12 protein-coding genes, 1 rRNA gene and 1 riboswitch are annotated in these 13,819 nt (G+C 70.6%); of the genes, 9 read left to right on the forward strand and 4 right to left on the reverse strand.

The features are described 5' to 3' along the window. The first annotated feature begins 6 nt into the window (after positions 1–6). Positions 7–123: ribosomal RNA gene (rrf, locus tag EGT67_RS18245) — 5S ribosomal RNA — on the forward strand. 61 nt (positions 124–184) lie between these two features. Here rrf and EGT67_RS18250 read toward each other — a convergent pair. Beyond that, positions 185–769 (reverse strand): hypothetical protein, encoded by a 585-nt coding sequence (locus EGT67_RS18250; protein ID WP_127917516.1) that lies wholly within the window; start codon positions 767–769, stop codon positions 185–187. Between the two features lie 46 nt (positions 770–815). Here EGT67_RS18250 and EGT67_RS18255 point away from each other — a divergent pair, with 46 nt between their 5' ends. The 4 genes from EGT67_RS18255 to EGT67_RS18270 are packed head-to-tail and all read left to right on the forward strand — an operon-like array spanning position 816 to position 4,352. After that, a complete protein-coding gene (locus EGT67_RS18255) occupies positions 816–1,547 on the forward strand; it encodes a FadR/GntR family transcriptional regulator (RefSeq protein ID WP_421958146.1) in 732 nt (243 codons plus the stop codon). Continuing rightward, entirely contained in the window at positions 1,544–2,365 is an 822-nt protein-coding gene (locus tag EGT67_RS18260) for an ABC transporter ATP-binding protein (RefSeq protein ID WP_241566110.1), read from the forward strand. The genes EGT67_RS18255 and EGT67_RS18260 overlap by 4 nt, the downstream gene beginning before the upstream one ends. Before the next feature lie 50 nt (positions 2,366–2,415). Further along, positions 2,416–3,069, forward strand: coding sequence for a GntR family transcriptional regulator (locus EGT67_RS18265; protein ID WP_127917518.1), 654 nt, complete (start codon positions 2,416–2,418; stop codon positions 3,067–3,069). After that, entirely contained in the window at positions 3,066–4,352 is a 1,287-nt protein-coding gene (locus tag EGT67_RS18270) for an MFS transporter (RefSeq protein ID WP_127917519.1), read from the forward strand. Before EGT67_RS18265 ends, EGT67_RS18270 begins: the two co-directional genes overlap by 4 nt. On the opposite strand, the gene EGT67_RS18275 is transcribed toward EGT67_RS18270, so the two are convergent. Beyond that, on the reverse strand, positions 4,338–5,666 hold the full coding sequence (locus EGT67_RS18275; protein WP_127917520.1) for a M1 family metallopeptidase: 1,329 nt from the start codon (positions 5,664–5,666) through the stop codon (positions 4,338–4,340). The genes EGT67_RS18270 and EGT67_RS18275 overlap by 15 nt on opposite strands. After that, positions 5,663–9,595 (reverse strand): Pls/PosA family non-ribosomal peptide synthetase, encoded by a 3,933-nt coding sequence (locus EGT67_RS18280; RefSeq protein WP_127917521.1) that lies wholly within the window; start codon positions 9,593–9,595, stop codon positions 5,663–5,665. Before EGT67_RS18280 ends, EGT67_RS18275 begins: the two co-directional genes overlap by 4 nt. A gap of 314 nt (positions 9,596–9,909) precedes the next feature. Between EGT67_RS18280 and EGT67_RS18285 the strand changes: the two genes are divergently transcribed. From EGT67_RS18285 to EGT67_RS18295, 4 genes are all read left to right on the forward strand, one after another. Further along, a complete protein-coding gene (locus EGT67_RS18285; protein ID WP_127917522.1) occupies positions 9,910–10,512 on the forward strand; it encodes a phosphatase PAP2 family protein in 603 nt (200 codons plus the stop codon). A gap of 213 nt (positions 10,513–10,725) precedes the next feature. After that, positions 10,726–10,840, forward strand: a riboswitch (SAM riboswitch). Between the two features lie 54 nt (positions 10,841–10,894). Then, entirely contained in the window at positions 10,895–12,211 is a 1,317-nt protein-coding gene (locus EGT67_RS18290) for an aminotransferase class V-fold PLP-dependent enzyme (RefSeq protein WP_127917523.1), read from the forward strand. A gap of 65 nt (positions 12,212–12,276) precedes the next feature. Further along, positions 12,277–12,360, forward strand: a complete 84-nt coding sequence (locus EGT67_RS25635; RefSeq protein ID WP_421958147.1) for a putative leader peptide — start codon at positions 12,277–12,279, stop codon at positions 12,358–12,360. A gap of 42 nt (positions 12,361–12,402) precedes the next feature. Then, the gene (locus EGT67_RS18295; protein ID WP_127917524.1) at positions 12,403–13,038 is read left to right on the forward strand and encodes an LLM class oxidoreductase; all 636 of its coding nucleotides are present in this window, start codon (positions 12,403–12,405) and stop codon (positions 13,036–13,038) included. Between the two features lie 11 nt (positions 13,039–13,049). Here the strand turns inward: EGT67_RS18295 and EGT67_RS18300 are convergent, their stop codons facing one another. Then, a complete protein-coding gene (locus EGT67_RS18300; protein ID WP_127917525.1) occupies positions 13,050–13,808 on the reverse strand; it encodes a class I SAM-dependent methyltransferase in 759 nt (252 codons plus the stop codon). Positions 13,809–13,819: the final 11 nt, after the last annotated feature.

A 13,819-nucleotide genomic window follows, 5' to 3' on the forward strand; every position in this document is an offset into this window, starting at 1 on the left:
TAGAGTTACGGCGGCCATAGCGGAGGGGAAACGCCCGGTCCCATTCCGAACCCGGAAGCTAAGCCCTCCAGCGCCGATGGTACTGCACTCGACAGGGTGTGGGAGAGTAGGACACCGCCGAACATCCTTTCCCGAAGGCCCCCACCATTTTTTGGTGGGGGCCTTCGGCGTTTTTCGTATACGGTCAGAAATCGAGGAATCCCGCGACGATGTCGCCGGCCTGCCCGGTTTCGTCGAACTTTCCGTAGAAGTAGACCGATCCGTAGCCGAACAGGTACTCCTCGACGAACTCGGCCTCCGGATCCGACGTCACGGGCCACCCCTCCTCGTTCATCTGGAACAGGAAGCGATAGCCGTCGGCTTCCACCCTTGCCGCGTAGGTCGGTTCGTTCTGGATGAGGACGGGCGCCCGACCGATACGCACGAACGGCGGAGTCTCCGCGCCCGGGTCGGCGACGACCAGTCCGGCACTTCCCAAACCGGGGTGCCGGCCGCGGGTCCCGGCACCACGCGCGGAAGGCCCATGGAGAACCGCGCGCACGCCGATATCGGGGTAGTCCAGATCGTCGCCGCCGATCGTGAATCCTCGCCGGACGAACACCGACACCTCCCGGTCGCCGAGCCATTCCGCCGTCGCCGCGCCGAGTGTGAGTAGGTAGTCGTGCGTGTCGAGGATCGGATCCGAGTCGAAGCAGGCCGGTGGGTTGCCGCCGACGCGGGAACCGGTATCGGTGTCGGCGAATCCGATGTCGAGGTGCGCTGTCTTCATCCCGTGAATATAGGCAACCGGTCCGAACAAAGACATCAGACGTCTGATGTCTGTAGACTCCGGGTCGGAGGTGAGGACGGTGACAGGACACGCGTTGCGGAGCGGCCCGCTCGTGCCACAGCTGGAGGAGCTGTTCCGGCGGCGGATCGACAACGGCGAGTGGACGGTGGGCCAGCGCCTGCCCAGCGAGACGGAACTGGCTGCGGAGGTGGGCGTGGGGCGCTCGTCGGTCCGTGAAGCGGTGAAGCTGCTGGCGCGGGACGGTCTGCTCGACGTCCGTCACGGCGTCGGCACGTTCGTCGCCGAACCCCCGGCGGAGCCGGCGCTCGAAACGTTGCTGCGCCGATCTCGCGTGCTCGAGGTGTTGGAGGTTCGGCGCGCACTCGAGGTCGAGGCCGCTCGTCTGGCCGCGGATCGTGCCAGGCCGGAGGATCTCGCCGAGATCCGGCGGCAACTCGACGATCGGCACGATCGCCACGAACAGCACGCGGCCGACGCCGCCGCGTTCGTCACCGCCGACCTCGACTTCCACCGTTCGGTCGTCGCGCTGGCCGGCAACTCGGTGCTGACGGCGCTGTTCGACTCGGTGCGACCCGTGCTGCACGCTGCGCTCGTCGAGATGGTCGAGAACGAGCCGCAGGTTCCGGACACCGGCGACGCCCACGACGCCCTCGTCGACGCGCTCGAGGCCGGCGACGGTGCGGCGGCGGTGGCGGCGACCGCCGCGAATCTGGATCCGATGATGGCCGAGCTGCGCGACGGAGGGCAGGGCGAGTGAGTACCCGTATCCACGGCGAGGTGGTGCTGAGCACCGAGAGCGTCGACCTGGTCCGCGACGGGCGAACGATCCTGGGCGGCATCGACGTTCAGATCGAACAGGGCCAGCACTGGGTGCTGCTCGGAGCCAACGGCGCCGGCAAGAGCACGCTGTTGAGCCTGCTGGGTGCCGTCGCTCATCCGACCCGCGGCACCGTCCACGTGCTCGGACATCGCCTCGGCCGGGTGGACATGCGTGAACTGCGCGCGCACATCGGTCACGTCAACCCGCGTCACGCGATCGATCGCCCGTTGACCGTGCGTGACGTCGTGCTCACCGGGCTGACGAACACCCCCGAGTTCGTGCAGCGGTGGCAGCCCACCGATGCGGACCGCGATCGTGCGGAGGAACTGATCGCGATGATGGGGATGTCGTCGCGCATCGAGGCGCGCTGGCCGGTGCTGTCGCAGGGGGAGCGGGGGCGCGCGCTGATCGCGCGCGCATTGATGCCGGAGCCTCCGGTGCTGTTGCTCGACGAACCCGCGACCGGCCTCGATCTCGCCGCGCGCGAGCAGTTGCTGAGTGCGCTCGACGAGATGAGAGCACAGCACCCGGCGATGGCGAGCATCCTCGTCACCCACCACATCGAGGAGATCCCGACGACCACGACACACGCGCTGCTGATTCGCGACGGGCGGGTGACCGCGCAGGGTCCCGCGGAGGCGGTGATCACGACCGAGCGCATCAGCGAGTGCTTCGACCACCCGATCGCCATCCTCCGCAACGGGGGGCGGTACTCGGCGCAGTCGAGGCCGGTCGGGTTGGGGACGACGGCCTGACCGCACCCCGCGTTCCCCAAGGTCGTTCGCAAGGCGTATAAATACATCTTGTGTCTAAGTTGTATTCGGCGGCCGAGCTCGCGTACCGCGAGGTCAAGGAGCTCATCCTGTCCGGGGAACTCCCCGGCGGCGAGCTGATCAGTGAGGGCGAGATCGCGACGCGGATGGGGTCCAGCCGGACACCCGTGCGCGAGGCGTTCCTCCGGCTCGAGGCCGAAGGATGGATGCGGCTGTACCCGAAGCGGGGTGCGTTGATCGTGCCGGTCGCCGACGGTGAGGCCGAGCACGTCGTCGACGCGCGTCTGCTCGTCGAGGTGCACGCCGCCGAGGCGGTCGCCGCGAACCCCCGGGCCCGGGACGCGCTGGTGGCGGTGCTGCGGGAGAACCTGACGCGCCAGCGGGACCTGGTCGCGTCGAGCGGCGATGCTGCGCAGTTCAGTGTGCTCGATGCCGACTTCCATCGGGCCCTGGTGCGGGCCGGTGGCAACCCGCTGCTCGAGACATTCTACGACGGGCTCCGGGAGCGCCAGCGGCGGATGACGGCGTCGTCGCTGGCCCGCGACCCCGAACAGATCACCAAGATCATCGAGGACCACACCCGCCTGACCGACCTGATCGAGGCCGGTGACGCCGGAGGGTTCGCGTCGGCGGTACGCCGGCACATGCGGGACGTTCACGCGCTCGGTGAGGGAGGACTGCGATGACGGCTGTCGGAGAAGACACAGTCGAGGCCGTCGATACCCGATCGTCGACACGCCTGAGTCCGTGGATGCTCGTGGCGGCGGGCATGTTCGCGGTGGCGTGGGGTGGGAACGAGTTCACGCCGCTGCTGGTGATGTACAAACTCGACCACGGTTTCACCCAGGTGGTGGTCGACACCTTCCTGTTCGCGTACGTGCTCGGGATCGTGCCGGCGCTGCTCATCGGCGGACCGCTGTCGGACCGGCTGGGGCGACGCCCGCTGATGCTCCCGGCCCCGTTCATCGCGGTGGCCGGCTCGCTCGTGCTGGCCACCGGGCCGGACTCGGCGGCGTGGCTGATCGTCGGTCGTGTGCTGTCCGGCGTCGCGTTGGGGCTGGGCATGGCCGTCGGCGGGAGCTGGCTCAAGGAGCTCTCGACGCCGGAGCGGGACCCGTCGGCCCGGCCAGGGGCCGGGGCCCGGCGCGCCGCGATGAGCCTGACCGCGGGCTTCGGCATCGGCGCCGGTGTCGCCGGGATCCTCGCGCAGTGGGCGCCGTGGCCGAGTGTGCTCGCGTACCTGGTCCACTCGACGCTCGCGTTGGCGGCCGGCGTCGCGCTGTTGCGGGCGCCGGAGACCCGTCCGGCGGTCCCGAAGGACGAGCGTCGTTCGCTCGCACAGGATCTGAAGATTCCGGCAGCCGGACATCGCCGATTCCTCTACGTCGTCGCCCCGGTGGCCCCGTGGGTGTTCGGTGCCGCAGCGTCGGCGTACGCGGTGATGCCGGCGCTGATGACGGGCCGCAGTGGCAGTGCGCCCGTAGCGTTCTCGGCGTTGCTGTGCATGATCGGGCTCGGCGCGGGGTTCGCGATCCAGGCGGTCGGCCGCAGGATCGACACCCCGTCGAACGCCCGGGCCGTCGCGGTGGCCCTCGCGGTGCTCGTGGTGGGCATGTCCGTCGCGGCCGTCGCGTCGCACGTCCTCACCGTACCGGTGTCGATGATCGCCGCGGTGATCCTCGGCTGCGGCTACGGCCTCGCACTGGTGTCGGGGTTGCAGGAGATCCAGCGGATCGCCGGCCCGGACGATCTGGCCGGGCTGACCGCGGTCTTCTACTCGCTCAGCTACCTCGGCTTCGCGGTGCCCGCCGTGATGGCGATGATCGCGGAGACGAACCCGGCGCTGACCTACCCCATGATGTTCGTGTTCGGGGCGCTGGTCGCCGCGGCGAGCCTGGCGCTCGTGCTGGCCAAGTGGCGTCGGCACCTGCCGGAATCGGCAGCGCCGACGGCGTCAGAGCGCGGGTAGCGGCTTCTCGGCGAGCCAGGCCTCCCACAGGCGGCGCAGCGGCTTGTCGGTGAAATGCGCTGCCAGATCGGTGAACTGCTCGGTGTACACCGTCGAGTGCTGATGCTTGGCGGTCCACTTCCGCAGCAGGGCGAAGAAGGCGTCGTCGCCGATCTCCCGGCGCAGCACGTGCAGGGTGAGGGCGCCGCGCTTGTAGATGCGGTCGTCGAACATCAACTGGGGTCCCGGGTCGCCGAGGACGATGTCCTGCGGCTTGCCGGCGAGTCCGCGGTGCGCCTGCAGGGCGTGGGTGTGGGCGTCGGGCCCACCGGAGTTCTCGGACCACAGCCACTCGGCGTAGCACGCGAAACCCTCGTGCAGCCAGATGTCCCGCCACGCCCCGAGGGTGAGGCTGTTGCCGAACCACTGGTGCGCGAGTTCGTGTGCCACCAGGCGTTCCGAACCGCGTCGGCCGTCGCAGTGGTTGGCGCCGAAGACGGACAGACCCTGGGCCTCGATCGGGATCTCGAGATCGTCGCCGGTGACGACGACCGAGTAGTCGTCGAACGGGTACGGGCCGAAGAGCTTCTCGAAGACCTCCATCATCTGCGGCTGGCGGCCGAAATCGTGGTCGAAGCGGGCCCGCAGGTCCGTGGGATGCAGTGCGTACATCGGGACGCGAGCACCGTCGACGCGTCGGCGCTCGTACGGGCCGATCTGGATGGTCGCCAGGTAGCTCGCCATCGGCTCGGTCTGCTCGTACACCCACGTGGTCTGACTCGCCTTTGTCTGCTTGCGGACCAGCGTGCCGTTCGCGACGGCATGGTACGGCGAGTCGGTGGTGATCGAGATGCGGTAGCTCGCCTTGCAGCTCGGGTGGTCGTCGCACGGGAACCACGACGCCGCCCCGTTGGGCTGGCTCGCGACGAGTGATCCCTCGGTGAGTTCCTCCCACCCGACGTCGCCCCACATGGTCACGATCGGCTGCGGGTTGCCCGCGTACTGGACGACGATCGCCAGTGCGGCGCCGGCCGGGATCTTCTGCGCCGGGGTGACGGTCAGCTTGCCGTCGCGGTGGGTGTACTTCGCGACGCGACGGCCGTTCACCGACAGCTTCGACACCTGCATCGTCTGCGCGAGATCCAGCGCGAACCGGGGGCGGACGTCGGTGGTGGTCGCGGTGATCGACGCCTTGCCGGACAGGCGGTTGCTGTGCACCTTGTAGGTGAGATCGAGCTCGTACCGGGACACGCGGTAGCCGCGATTGCCGTTCTGCGGCAGGTACGGGTCGAGCGGTCCTTCGGTTGCCTTTCCGGACACCTTGCCGGGCTTCATCGAGCCCCTCCGGTGGCGGTCGAATCCGTCCACGGCGCAATCGGATTGCCCTGCCAGCGTGTGGACGGCGGCACGACGTCGCCGCGCATGACGAGCGACGCGGGGCCGACGGTGGCGCCGTCGCCGAGTCCGGCGGCGGGCAGCGCGACGCAGTGCGGGCCGAGGGTGGCGCCCGCGCCCAACGTGACGGTGTCCATGGACATGATCCGATCATGGAAAAGGTGGGTCTGCACGACGCACCCCCGCTCGACGGTGGCACCGTCGCCCAGCGTCACGAGGTCGGCCTCGGGCAGCCAGTACGTCTCGCACCAGACGCCGCGGCCGATGGTCGCGCCCAGGCCGCGCAGCCACACGTTCATGACGGCCGTGCCGTTGGCGGCGCGGGCGAACCACGGCGCGGCGACGGTCTCGACGAACGCGTCGGACACCTCGTTGCGCCACACGAACGAACTCCACAGCGGGTGCTCGACGGCGCCGATGCGGCCGACGACGAGCCACTTCGCGGCGACCGACACGCCGCCGGCAACCGCGCCGGCGAGCATCAGGACCACCCCGCCGGCGAGCGCCGCGAGCCAGAAGCCGCCGACCGAGACCAGCCACGCGAGGGTGAACAGCACGCCGAGACCGATGCCGAACGTCACCATGACCGGGACCAGCCGACACGTCTCGACGAACGCGCGGGCGATCTTCAGACGCAGCGGCGGATCGAACGTGCGCGCGGTGTCGGACTCCGTCGCCGCCCGGCGCAACCGGACCGGCGGGCTGCCGAGCCACGACGATCCGGACTTCGCCTTGCTCGGCGCCGCCGACAGCACCGCGACCAGGCCGTTCTTGGGGACGCGCCGACCGGGTCCGGCCATGCCGGAGTTGCCGAGGAACGCGCGCTTGCCGACCTTGGCCGGTTCGATGCGCATCCAGCCGCCGCCGAGTTCGTAGCTGGCGACCATCGTGTCGTCGGCGAGGAAGGCGCCGTCGGCGACGGTCGTGAACTTGGGCAGCACGAGGGCCGTCGAGATCTCGGTGTCGCGGCCCACCTTGGCGCCCAGCAGTTTCAGCCACAGCGGGGTCAGCAGGCTCGCGTACAGCGGGAACAGGAACGTGCGGGCCGAGTCCATGAGCCGCTCGGTGGCCCACGCCTGCCAGCCGACACGGCTGCGCACCGGGTGGTAGCCCTCGGTGAGTCCGATCGACAGCAGTCGCACCGCGATCACCGTCAGGGCCGCGAACACGAACAGGCTCAACAGGGTCGCCACCGGCAGGATCGCCAGTGCCCGCCAGAACGCGTCGGCGAGGTCCGCGGCGTCGCGGACCCGCCATCCGATCAGGATCAGGCCGGCGGCCAGGCCGAAGATCGGCATGCCCGCGAGCAGGACCGAGGTGACGCCGAAGATCGGCACCCAGTGCGCTGCGCGGCGCGGCGTGTGACCGGGCCACGGGTGCGTCGCCTTGCCGACCTTGACCGCCGGCGAGCCGGCCCAGTGCTGACCGGCCTTGACCTTCCCGAACACCGCCGAACCCGGGGCGACCTCGGCGCCGCGGCCGATGCGGGCGCCGGGCAGCAGCGTCGAGCGGGCTCCGACGGCGGCGCCGGCGCCGATGCGGATCTCGCCGATGTGCACGACGTCGCCGTCGATCCAGTGGCCGGACAGGTCCACCTCGGGTTCGACGGAGCAGCCGTCGCCGAGCACGAGCATGCCGGTGACCGGCGGCAGGGTGTGCAGGTCGACACCGCGGCCCACCCGCGCACCCAGGGCGCGGGCGAAGTACAGCATCCACGGCGCACCGGACAGGTTGTCGGCGCCGCTGGCCTCGACGAGGCGCAGCGCGATCCACAGCCTCAGGTGCTCGGGCCCCCCGCGCCGGTACGTGCCCGGTTTCAGGCCGCGCAGCAGCAGACGGGCCCCGGCGACCGCGATCGTCATGCGACCGAGCGGCGTGATGAACAAGAGGAACGCGAGGGTCACCCACCACCACGACAGCGTCGGCGCCCAGTCGACGTCGAACCACGCCAGCACGTTGCCGGTGATCGCCAGCCAGGTCACCCACTGCAGGCCGGTGAGGGTCATCAGCGGCACGGTGGCCGCGATCTGCGCGGCCTGGGCACGTCGGTGCAGGGGAGCGACGTGACGGGGCGCGACGGTCTCGGCGGGCGAGAGGTCGTCGAGGAACTCGGCGAGCGAACCGAGACGGGGGTGGTCGTACAACTGGGCGACGGTCACCTCGGGGAACCGCTCGCGCAGCGCCGTCACCAGCTGGGCCGCGGACAGGGAGCCGCCGCCCAGTTCGAAGAAGTCGTCGCCGGGGCCGGTGATGCTCGCGCCGAGGATCGACGCCCACAGCCCCGCGACCCAGGCGGCGGTGCCGTCGAGGCTGAGGGCCGGATCGACCGTGTCTTCGCGGGCACCGGGCAGCGGCCACGGCAGCGCGTTGCGGTCGACCTTGCCGGACGTGCGGGTGGGCAGGTCGTCGAGCAGTGCGAGCCGGGGCACCAGGGCGGCGGGCAGTTGCTCCGCCAGGTGGTCGCGGGCGGCCTTCAGGTCGAAGTGCGGGTCGGTGCTGGCGAGGTAGCCGACGAGGATCGACGTGCCGGCCGCGGTCTTGCGGACCGCGGCCGCCGCACCGCTCACCCCGGGCAGGTTCTGCAGCGCATTGTCGACCTCACCGAGTTCGATGCGGCGTCCGCCCAGTTTCACCTGGTCGTCGGCCCGGCCCTGGAAGAGCAGGCCGGCGGTGTCGAGTCGGACCAGGTCACCGCTGCGGTAGGCGCGGTCCCACCCGAGCGTCGGCATCGGTGCGTACTTCTCGGAGTCCTTCGCCGGGTCGAGATACCGGGCCAGCCCGACGCCGCCGATGACGAGTTCGCCGACCTCGCCGTCGGCGACCGGCTCACCGGACGCGTCGACCACCGCGAGGTCCCAGCCGTCGAGCGGTAGGCCGATCCGCACCGGGCCGGTGCCGTCCATCAGCGCGCCGCACGCGACGACGGTGGCCTCGGTGGGGCCGTACGTGTTCCACACCTCGCGACCGGGGACCGCGAGGCGCTCGGCCAACTCCGGTGGGCACGCCTCGCCGCCGAAGATCAACAGCCGCACCGCCTCGAGCGCCTCGGCGGGCCACAGCGCCGCCAGCGTCGGGACGGTGGAGACGACGGTGACGTCGCGGGAGACCAGCCACGGCCCGAGGTCCATGCCGCTGCGCACCAGCGACCGGGGCGCGGGGACCAGGGCGGCGCCGTGTCGCCACGCGAGCCACATCTCCTCGCACGACGCGTCGAACGCCACCGACAGTCCCGCAAGCACCCGATCGCGAGTGTCGATCGGGGTGTCCTGCAGGAACATCCGCGCCTCGGCGTCGACGAACGCGGCGGCGTTGCGGTGCGTGACCGCGACGCCCTTCGGGGTGCCGGTGGACCCGGAGGTGAAGATGATCCAGGCGTCGTCGTCGGGTGTCGGTGGTCGGACGTCGGGAGCGGCGGCGCGGCGCGGCGCGGTGCCGGGTCGGACGCCGTCGGCGGTGAGGATCGCCGCCACCTGCGCCTCCCCGAACACCAGTTCGGCGCGCTCGTCGGGGTCGTCGGCGTCGACCGGCACGTACGCCGCGCCGGCCGCCAGGACCGACAGGATCGCGACGTACAGATCGCGCGACCCCGACGGCATCCGCACCCCGACCCGGTCGCCGGCACCCACGCCGGCGTCGGCGAGCCAGCGGGCCCCGGTGGCGATCTCGTCGAGCAGTTCGCGGTAGGTCAGCGGCGCGGTGCCGTCGTCGATCGCCGTCGCATCCGGATGGGCCGCCGCGGTGGCCTCGAGGATGTCGACGAGCGTGCGGGGCGCAGGCGCCATGGACGACCTGAGCAACTGGGCCGGAACCCCTTCCGGCAGGTCGCGGGCCTGTCGATCCGTCTGGTCTGTTGCGGGCTGGGCAGACAATCCGGGCTGTCCCTCTCTGTGCCTGGTCGAACGGGCATCCGGTTCTCTCACGGCAAGGTGTCCGGTGGATGAACACCCTGTCGTCGCGTACCCGTCCGTCAGGCTCGGTCCTTTCCGACGATTCTCCCCCGGACGCGACGAAATGCGCCCGCGCGGCGCGTCGTGTTCGCCACGGGGGACCGGACCTCGCCGGACCAACCGATCGGCACGTGGTGCGCGGCGCTCTACCGCGGCTCGGACCTCCACTACAGTGACCTGCCGTCCGGCGGCTCGTTTCCTCGAGCCCGAACGAACGGAAGGCTGGTCGTGGATCGATGACGAACGTCGGTGTGCGGGAACGACGCAACCTGGTCGACGTGGTCGCTCGAGTGCTGACCGAGGCCGGGGCGCCGTGGGTCGTCAACATCGTCTCGTCGATGGTGATCGGTATCGCGGTGGGCGCGCCCGGCTGGGGTGCGTTCGTTGCCGTATGTGCGGGCGTCGTGCCGATGGCCATCATCCTGGCCGGCATTCGGCGAGCGAAGATCGGCGATCACCATGTCACCAAGATCGACGAGCGGCACCTGCTGATCGTCGCGCTGCTGGTCGTCGTGGTCGCGGGGCTGGTCGTGCTGATCGCCGCGCACGCGCCGATCGAGATGATCGCGTTCATGTCGGCCGGCTTGGCCGCTCTGACGGTGGCCGGCGTCGTCACGAGCATCTTCCACTGGAAGGTCAGCGTCCACACCGGTGTCTCCGCCGGCGTGGCAGTGGTGCTGGCCCTGGCGGTGTCGCCGTGGTGGCTGCCGGCACTGGTCCTCACGCCGTTGATCGGCTGGTCCCGGATCCATCTCGGGGACCACACGAGGGGGCAGGTCGTCGTCGGCGCGCTCACCGGGGCGCTCACCGCCGGCGTGACCTACGCCCTGATCGCCTAGCGCGGGATCGCGTCACGGTATCGATCATGTTGCGGCAGAGCCGTTTCGGATCGGTTTCGACGCCCGTTGCGGAGGCTGACGCGGACCGGTCCGCGGCGTGATGCTGGACGCCCGCCCGACTCGTCGAACCCCACGGGTGTGACCGCCATCTCATCCGCAGGTCGGCGGGTCCGGGTTGACACCGCTCGAATCGCTCTGCCATTCTCGTTGCCAGGTCACGAGTACCAGCGTCAAGCCCCGGCTAGCTGGTCGGCAACCCTCCAACCGCGGTGGGGTGCTCCGGGTGACGACCAGGTCATGGTCCACAAGGACATGGCAAGCGCGGACTCCGATGGCATCAACCCTCATCGCCGACGAGTCCCAGGACTCGAAGGATGTTGCGATGACTGCTGTACTGACCACCGACGCTTGTGCCACCTCCCCTCTCGCCCGTGTGTCGGGCTGTGACTTGCAGGTTCCGCTCGTCGGGGGTGGAACCTGCACCTACGCGAACTTCGACTACGCGGCCAGCGCACCCGCGTTGGCGCAGGTCACCGATCGGGTTCAGGAACTGCTGCCGTTCTACGCCAGCGTGCACCGGGGCGCCGGCTACGCCTCCCGCGTGAGCACCGAGGCCTACGAGAACGCCCGCGGATCCGTCGAACGGTTCGTCGGCGCGGACGCCGACCAGGTGGTGGTCTTCACCCGCAACACCACCGACTCGCTCAACCTCCTCGCGAGCTGCGTCCCGGGTGACGTCGTCGTGCTCGACATCGAGCACCACGCAAACCTGCTGCCGTGGAAGAACTCCCGCATCGTCGAGGCGGGTGACACGGTTGCCGAGACCATCCGTCGCATCGTCGCCGAACTGTGCGCCAAGCCCGCCGCGCTGCTCGCGATCACCGGCGCCTCGAACGTCACCGGTGAGGTGCTGCCGATCGCCGAGCTGGCCGAGGTCGCGCACCGCTGCGGCGCCCGTGTCCTCATCGACGGCGCACAGCTCACCCCGCACCGCCGGGTGAACCTGGCCGAGACGGGCGTCGACTACCTGGCCTTCTCCGGCCACAAGCTGTACGCGCCGTTCGGCGCCGGCGTGCTGGTCGGCCGCCGCGACTGGCTCGACGAGGCCGAGCCCTACCTCGCCGGCGGCGGCGCCGTGCGCGAGGTGAAGATCGACGAGACCTGCTGGGCCCCCGCCCCCGCCCGTCACGAGGCCGGCAGCCCCAACGTCCTCGGCGTCGCTGCTCTCGCCGCTGCGTGCGATGCGCTGTCCGAGTTGGACTTCGAGAAGGTCGTCGAGCACGAGCGCGTCCTGTCGACGCGTCTCGCGGAGGGACTCGCCGAGATCGACGGTGTGCAGCTGCTGCGTCTGTGGTCGGACGCCCCGGACAGCGTCGGCATCGTCACCTTCGCGATCGACGGCTTCGAGCCCGGCGAGATCGCCGCCTACCTGTCGGCCGAGCACGGAATCGGCGTGCGCGACGGCCGCTTCTGCGCCCACCCCATCCTGAACCGAATCGGCTACGGCGACGGTGCCGTTCGCGCGAGCCTCGGCCTGGGCACCGCGGCCGACGACGTCGAGCGCCTCATCGCGGCCGTCCGTCAGCTCGTCGCCGGCGAGGCGACCTGGAACTACGGCAAGACCGACGGCCTGTGGAACCCGGTGCCCGAGACGCGCGGCTTCTCGACGCAGACCGCCGGCGCCTCCGAGTGCGTGTAACCGACTCGGAATCCGAGTGATTCGAACTGTCGTGGGGGAGAGAATCGGGGGATAACGTGACGCGTATGGAGTCGACACACGTGGGCAGCCAGTGGTCCCGCCGCCATGTCGACCTGTGCCGCACCTCCTCGGGAATGTGTACGCGCTGACGCCCCGCGCCGTCCACCACCTGCCTTCCCCGAGGAATCGCCATGTCCCAGTCCGTTTTCGCCTCCGCCCATACCGCCACCCCGCGCCGCCCGCTGCGCGTGGCCGTCGAACTGACCGGCGCGGGCCACCATCCCGCCGCCGCCCGCGTCGCCGGGAACATCCCGTTGACCGGCCCCGACTACTGGGTCGACCTGACCGTCGGCCCCGACATCCTCGACCTCGCCGCCCAGCCTCCGGTCGTCTACCGGATCCGCGCCGCCGACCTGCGTGCCGCGCAGCAGGCCCGTGCCGGTATCCGCGCGCGGGTGGCCGCCGAGGGACGCGACCCCGACGCCATCGCCGTGCTGGTCGACGTCGAAACCCTCGTTTCCGTCGATTCACGCAGCGCCCGTGCGGAACTCGCACTGCTCGACGAGACGCTCGGGGTGCCGCACCAGTCCTCGTCCCTGTCCTACGTCGGGACCGCGGAAGGTCTGGCGAGTCTGATCGCCGACATCCATGCGGCCGACGTCGCCGACGGTGTCACCGTGCTTCCGCTCGCGCTGCCGAAGGTCCTCGAGCGCGTCGTCGACGGAACCCTGCCCTGGCTCGAACGTCGTGGTCTGGTCACCGCGTCCGACGCGGTCGACGAGGCGCTCGCCCGGTTCGGGCTGATCGGGCACGCCCGCGCGTCCTGAGCGGTCCGGTTTCAGCCCGGCTTGTGGGCCTCGATGAGGAATCGGGTGGAGTGGGCGACGAACGGGCCCTCCGCGCGGATGTGCTCGTCGAGGGTCCGCAGCCGGTCGCGGTAGGCGTCGACGGTGAACCCGGGCACGATCCAGATCACCTTCCTCAGGAAGTAGACCACGGCGCCGACGTCGAAGAACTCCACGCGCAGTCGCTCGAACCGCAGATCCACGATGTCGAGCCCGGCCGCGTGCGCCTCGGAAGCGGCCGTGTCCGGACGCCGGTGCCGTCGCGCCTCCGGTTGCGGACCGAGGAAGAACTCGGCGAGCTCGAAGACACTCGCGGGTCCCACGTGCTGGGCCAGATAGGTTCCGCCGGGCGCGAGCACCCGCGCGATCTCCGGCCACCACACGGTATTGGGGTGACGGCTGGTGACGAGATCGAAGGCATTGTCCGCGAACGGCAATGGTCCTTCTTCCGGGGCGGTGACCACGACCGCGCCCAACGGGTGGAGCAACGCGGTGGCCCTCGCGATGTTCGGCGGCCAGGCCTCCGTCGCGGCCATCGTCGGGGGCATCGCGCCGGCGCCCGAGAGGACCTCTCCGCCACCGGTCTGGATATCGAGTGCGGCCGTCGCTCGCGCGAGGCGCTCACCCAGGAGGCGCTGATATCCCCACGACGGGCGCTGCTCGGTGGCGCGCCCGTCCAGCCACGAGAACTCCCAGCCGTCGACCGGGGCCGCCGCGGCCTCCGCGACGAGGTCGTCGAATGTGCGATCCATGACTGTCGGTC

The sequence above is a fragment of the Prescottella agglutinans genome (assembly GCF_004011865.1).
GTDB lineage: Bacteria > Actinomycetota > Actinomycetes > Mycobacteriales > Mycobacteriaceae > Prescottella > Prescottella agglutinans.

Coding starts and splice junctions, on each gene's coding strand:
- EGT67_RS25635 (WP_421958147.1), top strand. CDS start 12,277: ATGGAGTCGACACACGTGGGCAGCCAGTGGTCCCGCCGCCATGTCGAC.
- EGT67_RS18275 (WP_127917520.1), bottom strand. CDS start 5,666: ATGAAGCCCGGCAAGGTGTCCGGAAAGGCAACCGAAGGACCGCTCGAC.
- EGT67_RS18285 (WP_127917522.1), top strand. CDS start 9,910: ATGACGAACGTCGGTGTGCGGGAACGACGCAACCTGGTCGACGTGGTC.
- EGT67_RS18300 (WP_127917525.1), bottom strand. CDS start 13,808: ATGGATCGCACATTCGACGACCTCGTCGCGGAGGCCGCGGCGGCCCCG.
- EGT67_RS18250 (WP_127917516.1), bottom strand. CDS start 769: ATGAAGACAGCGCACCTCGACATCGGATTCGCCGACACCGATACCGGT.
- EGT67_RS18255 (WP_421958146.1), top strand. CDS start 816: ATGTCTGTAGACTCCGGGTCGGAGGTGAGGACGGTGACAGGACACGCG.
- EGT67_RS18270 (WP_127917519.1), top strand. CDS start 3,066: ATGACGGCTGTCGGAGAAGACACAGTCGAGGCCGTCGATACCCGATCG.
- EGT67_RS18290 (WP_127917523.1), top strand. CDS start 10,895: ATGACTGCTGTACTGACCACCGACGCTTGTGCCACCTCCCCTCTCGCC.
- EGT67_RS18295 (WP_127917524.1), top strand. CDS start 12,403: ATGTCCCAGTCCGTTTTCGCCTCCGCCCATACCGCCACCCCGCGCCGC.